This window comes from Ruegeria sp. AK4, from assembly GCF_056541025.1.
In genome coordinates this window covers 31,677-46,488 of sequence record NZ_JBQFXS010000006.1, presented here as the reverse complement: position 1 = coordinate 46,488, position 14,812 = coordinate 31,677, and the positions used below count along the sequence as shown (strand labels likewise).

General features: G+C 61.7%; 14 protein-coding genes. 8 read left to right on the top strand and 6 right to left on the bottom strand.

Going from position 1 to position 14,812, the window contains the following annotated elements:
- Nucleotides 1-257: 257 nt before the first annotated feature.
- From ACR0EZ_RS12350 to ACR0EZ_RS12320, 7 genes are all read left to right on the top strand, one after another.
- Complete coding sequence (locus tag ACR0EZ_RS12350; RefSeq protein ID WP_480613402.1) at nt 258-659, top strand: MerR family transcriptional regulator; 402 nt, start codon at nt 258-260, stop codon at nt 657-659.
- 36 nt (nt 660-695) lie between these two features.
- Nucleotides 696-2,477, top strand: a complete 1,782-nt coding sequence (locus ACR0EZ_RS12345) for an acyl-CoA dehydrogenase C-terminal domain-containing protein (protein ID WP_480613400.1) — start codon at nt 696-698, stop codon at nt 2,475-2,477.
- A gap of 52 nt (nt 2,478-2,529) precedes the next feature.
- A complete protein-coding gene (locus ACR0EZ_RS12340; RefSeq protein ID WP_170609554.1) occupies nt 2,530-2,742 on the top strand; it encodes a hypothetical protein in 213 nt (70 codons plus the stop codon).
- Nucleotides 2,743-3,019: 277 nt separating this feature from the next.
- Nucleotides 3,020-3,658, top strand: coding sequence for a glutathione S-transferase family protein (locus ACR0EZ_RS12335; protein ID WP_480613398.1), 639 nt, complete (start codon nt 3,020-3,022; stop codon nt 3,656-3,658).
- A gap of 12 nt (nt 3,659-3,670) precedes the next feature.
- On the top strand, nt 3,671-4,882 hold the full coding sequence (locus ACR0EZ_RS12330; RefSeq protein WP_480613396.1) for an acetyl-CoA C-acetyltransferase: 1,212 nt from the start codon (nt 3,671-3,673) through the stop codon (nt 4,880-4,882).
- On the top strand, nt 4,882-5,370 hold the full coding sequence (locus tag ACR0EZ_RS12325; RefSeq protein ID WP_480613394.1) for a cupin domain-containing protein: 489 nt from the start codon (nt 4,882-4,884) through the stop codon (nt 5,368-5,370). The genes ACR0EZ_RS12330 and ACR0EZ_RS12325 overlap by 1 nt, the downstream gene beginning before the upstream one ends.
- Complete coding sequence (locus ACR0EZ_RS12320) at nt 5,363-7,564, top strand: 3-hydroxyacyl-CoA dehydrogenase NAD-binding domain-containing protein (RefSeq protein WP_480613392.1); 2,202 nt, start codon at nt 5,363-5,365, stop codon at nt 7,562-7,564. Before ACR0EZ_RS12325 ends, ACR0EZ_RS12320 begins: the two co-directional genes overlap by 8 nt.
- 42 nt (nt 7,565-7,606) lie before the next feature.
- On the opposite strand, the gene ACR0EZ_RS12315 is transcribed toward ACR0EZ_RS12320, so the two are convergent.
- Both ACR0EZ_RS12315 and ACR0EZ_RS12310 read right to left on the bottom strand, forming a co-directional pair.
- Nucleotides 7,607-8,371, bottom strand: a complete 765-nt coding sequence (locus ACR0EZ_RS12315; protein ID WP_480613390.1) for a Hint domain-containing protein — start codon at nt 8,369-8,371, stop codon at nt 7,607-7,609.
- Nucleotides 8,372-8,607: 236 nt separating this feature from the next.
- Nucleotides 8,608-9,576: a DMT family transporter gene (locus ACR0EZ_RS12310; RefSeq protein WP_480613388.1), complete on the bottom strand. Its 969-nt coding sequence runs from the start codon at nt 9,574-9,576 to the stop codon at nt 8,608-8,610.
- A gap of 88 nt (nt 9,577-9,664) precedes the next feature.
- Between ACR0EZ_RS12310 and ACR0EZ_RS12305 the strand changes: the two genes are divergently transcribed.
- Nucleotides 9,665-10,678, top strand: a complete 1,014-nt coding sequence (locus ACR0EZ_RS12305; protein ID WP_480613386.1) for a hypothetical protein — start codon at nt 9,665-9,667, stop codon at nt 10,676-10,678.
- A 5-nt stretch (nt 10,679-10,683) separates the two neighbouring features.
- Here ACR0EZ_RS12305 and upp read toward each other — a convergent pair whose 3' ends face one another.
- Genes upp through ACR0EZ_RS12285 form a run of 4 tightly spaced genes read right to left on the bottom strand, consistent with a single transcriptional unit; the run spans nt 10,684 to nt 14,811 of the window.
- Nucleotides 10,684-11,316 carry a uracil phosphoribosyltransferase gene (gene upp, locus ACR0EZ_RS12300; RefSeq protein ID WP_480613384.1) on the bottom strand — a complete coding sequence of 211 codons (633 nt, stop codon included), beginning with the start codon at nt 11,314-11,316 and terminating at the stop codon, nt 10,684-10,686.
- A complete protein-coding gene (locus ACR0EZ_RS12295) occupies nt 11,313-12,299 on the bottom strand; it encodes an adenosine deaminase (protein ID WP_480613382.1) in 987 nt (328 codons plus the stop codon). The genes upp and ACR0EZ_RS12295 overlap by 4 nt, the downstream gene beginning before the upstream one ends.
- A complete protein-coding gene (locus ACR0EZ_RS12290; RefSeq protein WP_480613380.1) occupies nt 12,296-13,507 on the bottom strand; it encodes a phosphopentomutase in 1,212 nt (403 codons plus the stop codon). The genes ACR0EZ_RS12295 and ACR0EZ_RS12290 overlap by 4 nt, the downstream gene beginning before the upstream one ends.
- Nucleotides 13,504-14,811, bottom strand: a complete 1,308-nt coding sequence (locus ACR0EZ_RS12285; protein ID WP_480613378.1) for a thymidine phosphorylase — start codon at nt 14,809-14,811, stop codon at nt 13,504-13,506. The genes ACR0EZ_RS12290 and ACR0EZ_RS12285 overlap by 4 nt, the downstream gene beginning before the upstream one ends.
- Nucleotide 14,812: the final 1 nt, after the last annotated feature.

The window sequence follows — 14,812 nt, the reverse complement described above, 5'->3', positions numbered from 1 at the left end:
CACTCCTCTGCCCGTTTCCAAAACGTCCCAATCGCATCGACGCGCCCGGAAAGGCGTGTTTCGGGCGCTTTTGGGCCCGCAGAAACTCTTGACGCAGGGGAAAGAAAATTGCGCCAATCCCCACTTACGCATTCGGAAGTTACGTCAACTTTGAAGTGACGCAGCGTCTGGATTACGTAAACGTCATTCTCATGTTGTAAAGCGCATATCGACTGCGCAACTCATAGCTCATGACGCCAGCGACGAGAGTATGACGAATGACCGAAGATGTAATGACCATCCGAGAGATGTGCGAGACCTATGACGTCACGCCCCGTACCTTGCGGTTCTACGAGGCCAAGGAACTGCTGTTTCCGATCCGCGAGGGTCAGAAACGCCTGTTCACCAAACGCGACCGGGCGCGGCTCAAGCTGATCCTGCGCGGCAAGCGCTTTGGCTTCAGCCTGGAAGAAATCCGCCAACTTCTGGATCTGTACCACGTGGGCGACCAGCAGGTGACCCAGATGTCCCGCACCTACGAGATTGCGTGCGAGCGTCTGGCCGACATGGAATCGCGCCGCGAGGAACTGACTCAGGCCATCGACGAATTGAAAGAGCAGTTGCGCTGGGGCGAGAAGGTTATCGCCTCGATGAAACAGGAAAAGAAGGCGGCTGAATAAACCCGCCTCCGGACATATGAATTAAGGGAGCTTCACATGCCCGTCTACAACGCGCCAACCAAAGACACGCAGTTCATCCTGCACGACGTTCTGAAAATCTCAGACTCGGATATCCCCGGATATTCCGAGCTCGAGGTCGATTTCACCGCTGCGGTACTGGAAGAAGCCGGAAAGGTCGCCACCAACGTGCTGCACCCCCTGAACGTGGTCGGCGACACCGAAGGGTGCCGGTTGGAAAACGGGATTGTGTATACTCCGACGGGCTTCAAAGAGGCCTTCGAGCAGATGAAAGAAGGCGGCTGGCCCGGTCTGGACATGCCCGAGGAATTCGGTGGCCAGAACATGCCCTATGTCATCGGCACCGCCGTGGGCGAGATGTTCTCGTCCGCAAACGAAGCTTTCACCATGTATCAGGGCCTGACCCACGGCGCGGCGTCGGCGATTCTGGCACACGGAACTGACGAGCAGAAAAACAAGTACTTGCCCAATATGGTCGCCTGCGAATGGACCGGCACCATGAACCTGACCGAGCCGCATTGCGGCACCGATCTGGGCCTGATGCGCACCAAGGCGGAACCGCAGGGCGACGGTAGCTACAAAATCTCCGGCCAGAAGATTTTTATCTCGTCCGGCGACCACGACATGGCCGACAACATCATCCATCTGGTGCTGGCCAAAATCCCCGGCGGCCCCGATGGCATCAAGGGCGTGTCGCTGTTCATCGTGCCTAAGTTCATCGTGAACGAAGATGGCTCGGTGGGTGAACGCAACGGTGTCTCGGTCGGCAAGATCGAAGAGAAGATGGGTATCCACGGCAACTCAACCTGCGTCATGAACTATGACGAGGCCACCGGCTGGCTGCTGGGCGAAGAACACAAAGGCATGCGCGCCATGTTCACCATGATGAACGAAGCGCGTCTGGGTGTCGGCATGCAGGGTCTGGCCCTGGCCGAGGCTGCCTATCAGAACGCATTGGAATACGCCAAGGACCGCCTGCAAGGCCGCGCGGTGACCGGCGCACAGAACCCCGATGGCCCCGCCGACCCGCTGATCGTCCACCCGGATATCCGCCGCAACCTGATGGACCAGAAAAGCTTCACCGAGGGCGCGCGCGCTTTCATCCTGTGGGGCGCGACCATGATCGATCAGGCGCACCGCTCGGGCGACAAGGACGCGGACGGGCTGATCTCGCTGCTCACGCCGGTGATCAAGGGCTTCCTAACCGATCAGGGCTATGACATGACCGTTCAGGCGCAGCAGGTCTATGGCGGCCATGGCTACATCGAAGAATGGGGCATGTCGCAATACACGCGCGACGCCCGGATCGCGATGATCTACGAAGGCGCAAACGGTGTTCAGGCGCTGGATCTGGTGGGCCGCAAGCTGGCACAGGATGGCGGCAAGCACGTCATGGCGTTCTTCGAAATGGTCAAAACCTTCTGCAAGGAAAACGGCGGCAAGGATGAGGCCTACGACAAGGCTTTCATCGAACCGCTGAAAGCTGCGTCCAAGGACCTGCAGGCCGCGGGCATGTACTTCATGCAGGAAGGTATGAAGAACCCGAACAACGCGCTGTCGGGATCGTATGACTTCATGCACATGTTCGGCCATGTCTGCCTGGGCCTGATGTGGGCGCAGATGGCCAAGGCAGCGCAGGACGCTCTGGACGGTGGCGCCTCGGACAGGGACTTCTACGAGACAAAAATCAACACCGGCCGTTTCTACATGGCCCGCCGCCTGCCTGCGACTGCGATGCACCTGACCCGCATTCAATCGGGCGCCGACACGGTGATGGCTCTGGACGCGGCGAACTTCTGATCTCAGTCTGGGTTCGGGCCTCACCGCCCGAGCCCACCCCGGAGGAGACATAATGCCAAAACGCTTTCGCCTGACCCGCCGCTTCCCGGTTGCGATGACCGAGGATGGCTACCGCAGACTCAAAGGCTTTGCCCGCGAGGCCGGGCTGGACGAAGGAGAGGCGCTGTCGTTTCTGTTCGAAAACTTCAATAGCGTGATTGATGAGGAGAACCTGACCCACAGGCTGCGTATTTTCAATTCCGAGCTTGAGGCGCGCAAGCGTTAAACAATTCGCAACACCGGGCCGCCAGCGCCTGTTTCGATGCCGGATGCCTCCGGCGGGAGTATTTTTGAAAAGATGAAGATGCGATGCGCCCCTGCCACCGGGCGCTCTCGCCATCAGGACAGGGACGACTTCACCTTTTACGGTCATCGGCTCTCCAGCCTGTACCGCAGGCTCAATGAAGCAGATCAAGGTTGATCAAAGGTAAACGCCGCCCCTTCATCTTTTCAAAAATACTCAATTCCAACCTGACCACACACGCCACGGGAGGGGCGCGCGCATGACCATCCAACTGCACTGCTTCGGAGAAAGCGGGAATTCCTACAAAGCCGCGCTAGCGCTGGAGATGTCGGGGCTGGACTGGGAACCGGTCTTTGTCGATTTTTTCAACGGCGCCACCCGCACTCCTGAATACCGCGCCGAAGTGAACGCAATGGGCGAGGCCCCCGTCATGGTTGACGGCGATTTCCGCACCAGCCAGTCTGGTGCCATTCAGGCCTATGTGACCGAAAAGTCCGGCAAATTCGGCGGCAAGGACCGCGATGAGAACTATGAGATTTTCCGGTGGGTGCTGTGGGACAACCATAAGCTCAGTTCGATGGCTGGGTTAACGCGATTTTTGGTCAACTTCCTGCCGGAAAAACACCGAAACGCGGATGTGATTGCGTTCAATCAGGGGCGGCTCAAGGCCGCCTATCAGACGCTCGACGCCCATCTCGAAGGCCGCGACTGGATCGTTGGTGACGGCGTGACCAATGCTGACATCAGTTGCTGCAGCTATCTCTATTACCCCGAACCGTTCGGCTTTGACCGCGCCGAGTGGCCCCATATCAATGCCTGGCTGACGCGCCTCAGCGAACAGCCCGGCTGGAAACACCCCTATGACCTGATGCCCGGCAACCCGTCGGATCGAGCTTAAGGAGAAGACCCCATGACCGAAGCTTATATCTATGATGCCCTGCGCACCCCGCGCGGCAAGGGCCGCAAGGATGGCAGCCTGCACGAGGTGACCTCGGTGCGCCTGTCCGCCTTGACCCTGAACGCGATGAAAGAGCGCAACAACCTTGAAGGCCACGCTGTCGAAGACGTGATCTGGGGTAACGTGACCCAGGTGATGGAGCAAGGCGGCTGTCTGGCGCGCTCGGCGGTGCTGGCCTCGGATTTGGATGAATCGATCCCCGGTCTGGCGATCAACCGTTTCTGTGCATCCGGCATGGAGGCGGTGAACCTGGCCGCGAACCAGGTCAAGGGCGGCGCAGGCGAGGCTTACATCGCTGGCGGGGTCGAGATGATGGGCCGCGTGGCCATGGGCAGCGACGGGGCTGCGATTGCCGTGGACCCTTCGCTGGCGATGGAGACTTATTTCGTACCGCAGGGCATCTCGGCCGATATTATCGCGACAGAGTACGGGTTTAGCCGGGATGACGCGGACGCGTTGGCGGTTGAATCGCAGAAACGCGCGGCAGAAGCCTGGGCCGACAACCGGTTCGAGAAATCTGTAATCTCGATCAAGGATCAGAACGGCCTGACCATTCTGGACCGCGACGAATACATGCGCCCCGGCACCGATATGCAGAGCCTTGCCGCGCTGAACCCGTCTTTCGCGATGATGGGCGAGCAGATGCCCGGTTTCGACAAAGTGGCGATGCTGAAATACCCCCATCTTGAGCGGATCAACCACATCCACCACGCGGGCAACAGCTCGGGCATCGTGGATGGGGCTGCGGCGGTTCTGATCGGCAACAAGGAATTCGGCGAGAAATACGGCCTCAAGCCCCGTGCGCGCATCAAGGCGACCGCCAAGATTGGCACCGATCCGACCATCATGCTGACCGGTCCGGTGCCGGTGACCGAGAAAATTCTGGCCGACAACAGCATGAAGATCAGCGATCTGGACCTGTTTGAAGTGAACGAAGCCTTCGCCTCGGTCGTGCTGCGCTTCCAGCAGGCGTTCGATGTCGATCCGGCGCTGGTCAACGTCAATGGCGGTTCGATCGCGATGGGTCACCCGCTGGGCGCGACCGGCGCGATGATCATCGGCACGCTGCTGGACGAGTTGGAGCGTCAGGACAAGGAAACCGGTCTGGCCACGCTGTGCATTGCCTCTGGCATGGGTGCGGCGACCATTATCGAGCGTGTCTGATGCCCAAGCTGGACCTTTCCCAAATCCCCTATAAGGGTGGGTCGTCCTATCCCGGCAAACTGGCCGAGGCGGTCGGAGGCCGTTTCAACCAGCGGGTCGGCGATGCAGGCGGGCTGACCCAATTCGGGGTGAACATCGTGCGGCTGGAGCCGCAGGCCCTGTCCTCGCTGCGCCATTACCATATGGAGCAGGACGAGTTCGCCATCATGCTCAGCGGCCAATGCGTGTTGATCGACGATGATGGCGAGCATGACATGCTGCCCGGTGACTGCGCCGCATGGCCTGCCGGTGAGGCCAACGGCCATCACCTTGTAAACAGAACCGATGCGCCCGCGACATTCCTTGTGGTGGGCACACGGACCCCGACCGAGACCGGCTATTACAGCGACGTAGACATGATGGTGAAGTTCGACCCCGAGGGTTTTGCCTTCACCCGCAAGGATGGCAGCCCGCTGACGGCTGACCAGATTGGAGATGACAATGACTGATTTCACTCTGAGCAAGGACGCAGACGGCGTTGCCTTCATCACCTGGGACGCACAGGGTAAATCCATGAACGTCCTGACCCGCGAGGCGTTTCAACTGGTCAGCGCGCTGGTTGATCAGGCGTTGGAGGATGACGAGGTCAAGGGCATCGTGATCACCAGCGGCAAGGAAGGCTCGTTCGCGGGCGGCATGGACCTGAACACTCTGGCGACGATCCGGCACGAGGCCGGGGATGAACCGGCGAAGGCCCTGTTCGACTTTGTCATGGGCGGGCATCATATACTGCGCAAGCTGGAACTGGCGGGAATGGACCCCAAGACCAAGAAGGGCGGCAAGCCGGTGGCCTGTGCCATCAACGGCACCTGCGCTGGCATCGGGACCGAGATCGCTCTGGCCTGCCATCACCGCGTCATGACCACCAACCCGAAATCCAAGATCGGCCTGCCGGAAATCATGGTCGGCATCTTCCCCGGCGGCGGCGGCACCATGCGCTACAGCCGTATGGTCGGCGCGATGGCGGCGGCTCCGGTTTTGCTGGAAGGCAAGATGATGGACCCGAAGAAAGCCAAAGGCGCGCAGCTGATCGACGCGGTGGCGGATGATCCGGTTGCGGCGGCCAAGGAATGGGTTCTGAACGCCAAGGATGCTGATCTGGTCAAACCCTGGGATGCGAAAGGCTATAAGATGCCCGGCGGCGCACCCTACCACCCTGCAGGTTTCATGACCTTCGTTGGCGCCAGCGCCATGGTGAACGGCAAGACCCAAGGTGCGTTCCCCGCCGCCAAGGCGCTGCTGAGTTCGATCTACGAAGGCGCGCTGGTCGATTTCGACACCGCCCTGCGGATCGAGGCGCGCTGGTTCACCAATGTCCTGATGAACCCGTCCTCGTCTGCAATGATCCGGTCGCTGTTCCTGAACAAGGAAGCGCTGGAGAAAGGCGCGGTGCGGCCCAAGGATGTGCCGGATCAGCGGGTCAAGAAAGTTGGCGTTCTGGGCGCGGGCATGATGGGGGCCGGGATCGCTCTGGTCTCGGCTCAGGCCGGGATGGAGGTTGTTCTGATCGACCGTGACCAAGAGGCTGCCGACAAGGGCAAAGCCTATAGCGAAAGCTACATGGACAAGGGCATCAAACGCGGCAAGGCCACGGCTGAGAAAAAAGAAGCCCTACTGGCGCAGATCACTGCCACCCCCGATCTGGAGCACCTGAAAGGTTGCGACCTGATCATCGAAGCCGTGTTCGAAGATCCCGGCGTCAAGGCCGAAATGACCCAAAAGGTCGAGGCGATCATCCCCGAGGATTGCATCTTTGCCTCGAACACCTCGACCCTGCCGATCACCGATCTGGCCAAGGCGAGCGTGCGGCCCGAGCAGTTCATCGGCATCCACTTCTTCTCACCGGTTGAAAAGATGTTCCTAGTCGAGATCATCAAAGGCAAGGAAACCGGTGATCGCGCGGTGGCAAAGGCGCTGGACTATGTGCGTCAGATCCGCAAGACGCCCATCGTGGTCAACGATGCGCGGTTCTTCTACGCCAACCGTTGCATCATCCCTTACATCAACGAAGGGGCGCGGATGATCACCGAAGGCGTCAGCCCCATCCTGATCGACAACGCGGCACGTCAACTGGGCTTCCCGGTCGGGCCGATCCAGTTGACCGATGAGACCTCGATCGATCTGGGGGCCAAGATTGCGCGTGCGACCAAGGCGGCGATGGGGAATGCCTATCCCGAAAGCCCCTCGGACGATCTGATCTTCTGGATGGAGGAACAGGGCCGTCTGGGCCGCAAGGCCAATGCCGGGTTCTTCGACTATGACGAGAAAGGCAAACGCGTCGAATACTGGAAAGGTCTGCAGGACAAGTACCCGTTGGCCGAGGATCAGCCCGACCTGATCGAAGTGCAGGAACGTCTGATGTTCGCGCAGGTTCTGGAAGCGGTGCGGGCGCTGGAAGAAGGCGTTCTGGAAGATATCCGCGAAGGCGATGTGGGCGCCATTCTGGGCTGGGGCTTTGCGCCGTGGTCCGGTGGCCCGCTGAGTTGGTTGGACATCATCGGTACGCCGTATGCCGCCGAACGCTGCGACCAGTTGGCTGCGGCCTATGGCGAGCGCTTCACCTGCCCGCCCCTGCTGCGTGAAATGGCCGACAAAGGCCAAAGCTTCTACGGTCGTTTCAATCCGGAAACCAAAGCCGCGTAATGAAACAAAACCGGCGCGGGATGGCCCGCGCCGGTTTGTACCTTATTGATGTGTCAGCATCATCCACTCTGGCTTCAGAAACAAGGTCGGCTGCCGGGGCCGTCCGGGACGTCCGGGTCGCCTACACCCCCGCATCGGGCGCAGCGGAATGACCGGGTTTTCCGATACCGGTGCAGGCAACGCCCCAAGAGGGTTCGCCAAAGCCGTCATATCGCCCCGTCGCGCAATCGACTCCACCAGCGCGCTGGCAATGTCGTCTTCGGCCACCTGATAACGGTTCTGGTTCGCGGCCCGGCGCATGCTGAACCGGCCCGACGGGCAAAAGGCTTGCAATCCGCCCTCGACAAAGATCACCTCGTCTTCGTCGAAGAACAGGCTGGTCACTTCGAATGACTCCTCTGGTGCCTTTGATTTCAACCGTCCCAGGCCGCTCAGAACCCGGGCAGGTATGACCGGGCAACCCTCGACGACGATGTCGATCTTACCGGCATCCAGCGCAACGCCCTGTTCCGGCATCAGCCAGACAGGTCGACCGTTATAAGCGGTGCGCGCGGGCATGTAGACCGGCAGATACTCTGCCCGCGTCTCACCCTTTGGGATGGTTATCGAACTGGTGGAAATCCGGCGTACCTCTTTGAATCCATGGTCCAAAGTGCGGACCAGATCGCCCACGGCAATCCTTTCGATCCGCTTCCACCCGCTGGTTGTGGCAACTTTGGTGCCTAGCAGGAATCCCCCCCGCCGCGCCGTTACCGCTTCTCGTGTATTTACATGTTCAACATTCTCGGAAAAATCCGAGATACTCACTACTTCCAACACGTGCCTAGCCCCCCTTGGCACTGATTTATGATCCCGAAGTTCTAGCACTGAAACGCGCCGCGCGGCTTAATTTTGACATATTTGCGCCCAATTTGGGCCATCTGAGGCACCTTTGGACGCTTTGGCGCGAACAAAGCGCCCTGCAATTTGCGCATTAGTCCAAATCAGGAAACCAGCGGCGTTTTGAGCCGCCCGAATCTGAGGCCCCTTGCCGCGCGAAGGAACTAGGCAGCCTTCGGTTCGGCTGACGCCCGGGCGCGCCAGCCCAACAGCCCCCCGGCCGTGGCGATCAGCCCAATACCGGCGATCTGCGTCGCGCTCAGTGTTTGGCCAAAGGCGATCCATGCAAATAACGGGCCGAAGATCATCACCGAGTATTCGAATACCGCCACGTACGAGGGCTCCCCGACCTGATAGGCCTTGATCAGCATGAAAACGGCGATGGTCGATCCGACCGCCTGCAGGACGATCCAGGGTATCGCCGGTTGCATCTCCCAAACCCAACCGCGGGTCACGAACCCCTCGGGTCCGTCCGGGACAGGGACGGGGAAGGTCGTGAATACCGCCAGCCCGATGGCCCCGGCCATCCCCAATGTGATGACCATCGCAGCCAGCAGCGCCACCGTGCTTTCCCCGGCACAATGGCTGCGGGTGATGATCGCGCTCAGCGCATAACAGAACCCACCGGCAACCGGCAGCAAGGTACGGGTATCGAAATCGGCCGGGTTGGGTTGCAGGACCAGCAGAATACCGGCGAACCCCAACAGAACGGCCAGAATGCGCCATGGCCCAACCGGTTGCTTCAACGCCAGCGCCGAAATCAACAGCACGAAGATCGGGGAACAGAACAGCCCCGCCAGCGCTTGCGCAATAGGCATCAGTGCCAGCGACGCAAAATAGAACAGCATGGCCAAAGTGATCAGAAAGCTGCGCAGCGCGACGGGTCCCAGACGTTTTGGCCGCATCCCACCAAGCCCCAGCAGGGACAGCCCGACGATCAGTGGCAGCATCATCAGCGCGCGGCTCAGATGAAACTGCCAAAGGCCAACATGTTCCGCCAGCAGGATCACGAAATTGTCGATCACCCCGATGATCGCCATAGCCCCGACCATCAGTACCGATGCCAGAACCGGCGATGTTGATGTGTCTGACTGCATCTGTGCCTCGATCCGTTGCGCTGTGCTATCCAGCACAAATCCAAATCCCTGCGCAACAGGTTTGCGCCCTGTGATTTCACCATGCTAAGCTATGGCCAAACAAAAACGAGCAGACCTCATCCAGATGACGGCCCTGAAACAGTACCAGCGGATCGAAGCCACCGGTCTGTGGCGCCCCTCGCCCGATGAACAGCGGCGCGAGGTGGTGGTGTCGATTGGCGAAGCGACGCTGACAATATCCGATTTCAACGACCGGGCGCTGACCCATTGGTCGCTGGGGGCGCTGGAACGGCAAAATCCGGGGGCATACCCGGCCATTTTCAACCCAGACGGTGACCCCGACGAGACGCTGGAACTGGCCGAATCCGAAACCACGATGCTTGAGGCGATAGACCGCCTGCAACGCGCCATCGACCGGTCGCGCCCGCACCCCGGACGGCTGCGTTGGCTCAGCGTCGGGGGTGTCGCTGCTGCTGTTCTGGCGGTTTTGCTTCTGTGGCTGCCGGGGGCGCTGCAAAGCCATGTCGTCTCGGTCGTGCCCGAGGTCAAACGACAAGAGATCGGCGACACAATCCTGCACCGGATCGAGCGTGTGTCCGGGCGCGCCTGTTCCTCGGCGGACGCGCAGGTCTCGCTGGATCGGCTGGCCAAACGGACCGGGGTGCGCCAGATCATCATCCTGCCTGCGGGTGTGAAGGACAGCCTCAGCCTGCCGGGCGGGACGGTTCTGCTGAGCCGGGCGCTGGTCGAAGATCACGAGGACCCGGCGGTCGCCGCCGGTTACATCATCGCCGAACGCGCACGGGCCGAACATCAGGATCCGCTGGAGGACCTGCTGGACCGGACCGGCGCGTCGTCGGCCTTTCGCCTGCTGACAACCGGAGGGCTGACGGCGGATATTGTCGATACGTATACCGAGCAGGTTCTGACGGAACCCCGCCCCTCGCTGAGCGACGAAGACTTGCTGGCCGTGTTTGCACAGGCCGCACTGCCCTCGACCCCCTACGCCTATGCCCGCGATATCACGGGCGAGACTGTTCTGGGCCTGATTGAGGCCGACCCGATGGCCGGTCGGACACTGGAACAGGTCCTGCCGGACCGCGATTGGGTCCGGCTGCAGAATATCTGCGGAGAGTAACCGGGTTACTTGGTGCCGAACATCCGGTCGCCTGCGTCGCCCAGCCCCGGCATGATATAGCCCTTCGAATTCAACTCGCGGTCCAGCGAGGCGGTGACGATATGTACATCCGGGTGTGCCTCTTTCATGCGGGCAACACCTTCGGGTGCGGCCAGCAGGCAGAGGAATCGAATGTCGGTCGCCCCGGCCTCTTTCAGCAGATCAATCGCGGCGGCTGAACTGTTGCCGGTGGCCAGCATCGGATCGACGGCGATGACCAGACGGTCCTTCAGCCCCTCGGGGGCCTTGAAGTAATACTGCACCGGTTTCAGCGTTTCCTCGTCGCGGTAGAGACCGACAAACCCGACACGGGCCGAGGGGATAAGTTCCAGCACGCCATCCAGCATCCCGTTCCCCGCCCGCAGGATCGACACCAGCGCCAGTTTCTTACCGGCCAGAATGGGGGCGTCCATCTCCTCCATCGGGGTTTCGATATGGCGGGTGGTCAGTTTCAACTCGCGCGTGACCTCATAGGCCAGCAGCAGCGTGATCTCGCGCAGCAACTGCCGGAACCCGGCGGTCGAGGTACCCTTATCCCGCATGAGCGTCAGTTTGTGCTGCACCAACGGGTGATCGACGACGGTCAGGTGTTCGCTCATGATGTCTCCAGTCTTTTCTTGACCCGCGCGCGGGTGTCTTCATCGCAAAAGGCGGCGTTCAGGGCCATCTGGTTCAGGGCCGCGAAATCTTCGGCGTCCCAGCCGAAGGCCGCGTTCAACATCTCATATTCGCGCCGCAGGGTCGTGTGGAAAAACGGCGGATCATCGGTGGACACCGTGACCTTGACGCCCGCATCGCGCAAACGCGCAATCGGATGCGCGGCGAAATCGGGGAACAGGCCCAGAACCACGTTCGAGCCCGGACAGACCTCGAGCGTGATGTCGCGGTCGACCAGTTCATGCACCAGATCGGGGTCTTCGATGGCGCGCACGCCATGGCCGATCCGTTCGACGCCCAGATCACGGACGGCATCGCGCACGCTGTCGGGGCCGCCGAACTCTCCGGCATGGGTGGTCAGGCGCAGGCCGGCCTCGCGGGCGCAGTCGAAGGCCCATTTGTAATCGCCCTGCGTGCCTACGGATTCGTTGCCGCCCATGCCGAACCCGGTGATCCAGTCTCCGGCGGTTTCCGCCGCGCAAAATGCGCTGCGTTTGGCCTGTTCCGGGCCGAAATGCCGGACGCAGGTGACGACGCCGCGCAGGGTGATGTCGTATTTCTGTTCAGCCTCCTCGGAGGCGTCCTGAATGGCTGACAGGTAGTCGCGCCAGGCGTGCAGGTCCCCGCCGCCGCAGAAATCCGGGCTTAGGAAGGTTTCGGAATAGACCACCCCGTTTGCCGCGCTTTCTTCCAGGATCGCCAGCGTCAGGCGGCGGAAATCCTCGGGCGATTTCAACACCTCGCAGGCGGCTTCGTACACGCTGAGGAAATGGGCAAAATCGCGGAAGTCATAGCTGCCGTCTGGCTTGAAGATACCGCTCAGGTCGATGCGCTTTTCATGGGCCAACTGCCGGATAAAGGCGGGTGGGGCCGCGCCTTCGTGGTGCAGGTGCAGTTCGATCTTTGGCAGGTCTGCGACGGTCATAGGAAACTCTTCCCCGGTCCTTGCGCCGGAATGTTCAGATGGTGGGCGATGGTGGCGGCGATGTCGGCGAAATCGATCTGGCCGATCTGACCCGCGCCCTGCCCTGCGACCAGCACCGGAACCTGTTCGCGGGTGTGATCGGTGCCCGTCCAGCTTGGGTCGTTGCCGTGATCGGCGGTCAGCAGCATCAGGTCTCCGGGGCGCAGGCGCGACAGGACCCCGCCGATTTCGCGGTCAAACCACTCCAGCGCGCTTGCATAACCGCTGATGTCGCGGCGGTGGCCATAAAGACTGTCGAACTCGACGAAATTAGCGAAAGTCAGACTGCCCTCTTCGGCCTCATCGACCAGATCGGACAGGTGGCGCATCAGATCGGTATCCGAGCCTTTGCGCAGCGTGTCGATCCCCTGCATCGAGAAGATGTCACCGATTTTTCCCACCGCATGCACCCGCCGCCCGGCTTCCTGCGCCCAGTTGGTCAGGACGGGTGCAGGCGGCAGGATGGCGAAATCCTTGCGGTTGGTGGTGCGGGTGAAGCCTTGCTCGGGGCTGCCGACGAAGGGCCGCGCAATGACCCGGCCCACTTTCATCTCGTGCAGGCGCGGCGCCAGCGCGCGGCACAGGTCCAGCAAACGGTCAAGGCCAAAGCTTTCCTCATGCGCGGCGATCTGGAACACGCTGTCGGCTGAGGTGTAGCAGATCGGCCAGCCGGTCCGCATATGCTCGGCCCCCAATTCGGCGATGATTGCAGTGCCCGAGGCGTGGCAGTCGCCCAGAATGCCCTCGGTGCCCGCAGCTTCGGCGGCGGCACGGCTGAGATCGGCGGGAAAGGCAGGTGTCGTGTCCGGGAAATAGTGCCAGTCCCACGGAACCGGCAACCCGGCCAATTCCCAATGGCCCGAGGGCGTGTCTTTGCCCGCCGAATGTTCCCGCGCGCAGCCCCACAACCCGGTGGCGTCCGCGCCCAGACCCGGTGTGTCCGCGCCCGAGGCCAGACGGGCCGCAGCCCCCAGCCCCAGCGCAACCAGATTTGGCATATGCAGAGGCCCGGATCGCCCATCCTCGGCCCGGCCTTCAGCGCAGGCTTGAGCGATATGGGCCAGTGTGTTGGCCCCTGTGTCCGGGGTCTCGCCATTGAAGAACCGGTCTGAATCCGGCGCGCCGCCGATCCCGACCGAGTCCATGACGACCAGAAAGGCGCGGGTCATGCCCTGATCCTTTCATGCACAAGGTCCGGCACCTCTGCCCGGGCATCCTCGACCCGGATCGCGGCCAGAACGTTGTCTGCCGCCCGGCGCGCGGCGTCTTCCCGGGCCGCGTGGACAACGGCCAAAGGCGCGCCTTTTGCCACCCGATCGCCCAGCCGCACGATATCCGACAGACCCACGGCTGGGTCGATTTCATCGCTTTCAACCTGACGCCCGCCGCCCAGCGCGACCACTGCAAGGCCCAAAGCCTCACCATCTATTGCTGTCACGAAGCCATCCTTCGGGGCCGGAACCTCCTGAATGACATTGGCCTCGGGCAGGAAGCGCGCCCAGGTTTCGACGAATTGCACGGGGCCGCCGACTGCGGCCATCATGCGATCGAACCGCTCGGCGGCGCGGCCATCGCGGATCACTTCGGCGATCCTGGCGCTGCCCTCTTCCACCGTGTCGCACATCCCGGCATCGACCAGCAAAACCCCGCCCAACTCGGCAGAGATTGCCGCCAGGGGTGATGCATGCGCGCCGGTCAGAACCTTCATCACCTCGGCCACTTCCAGCGCGTTGCCCAAGGCCGGGGCCAAAGGCTGGTTCATGTCGGTGATTACCGCCGAGGTCCGGCAGCCAGCGGCATTTGCCGTCTCGGTCAGGGCCGTGGCCAGCTTACGGGCGTCGTCGATGGTTTTCATGAAGGCCCCGCTGCCGACCTTGACGTCCAGCACCAGCGCATCCGGGCTGGCAGCCAGTTTCTTGGACAGGATCGAGGCCGTGATCAGATCCAGGCTTTCAACCGTCGCCGTCACATCACGCACCGCATAAAGCCGCTTATCGGCAGGCGCGATCTGACCGGTCGCGCCGACAATGGCCGCACCGTGGTCCCGCATGATCTGCGCCAGCCGGTCCTGCCCGATCTGGGTGCTGACGCCGGGAATCGCCTCGAGCTTGTCCAGCGTACCGCCAGTGTGCCCCAGCCCCCGCCCCGAGATCATCGGCACATACGCACCGCATTCCGCCAAAGCCGGAGCCAGCACAAGGCTGACGCAGTCGCCAACGCCACCGGTCGAGTGTTTGTCGATCACCGGGCCATCCACGTCCCAGTTCAGCACATCACCACTGTCACGCATGGCCACCGTCAGATCGGCGCGCCCCTGAGCGCCCAGCCCGCCCATGCAGACCGCCATGGCGAAGGCCCCGGCCTGCGCGTCGCTGATGCTGCTGTCGGCCAGACCCTGCGCGAACCAGATCAGCTCGTCGCTGGTTGGCACCTCATTCCGTCGCAGCTTGGCAATGATCGAACGGGCGTCCATG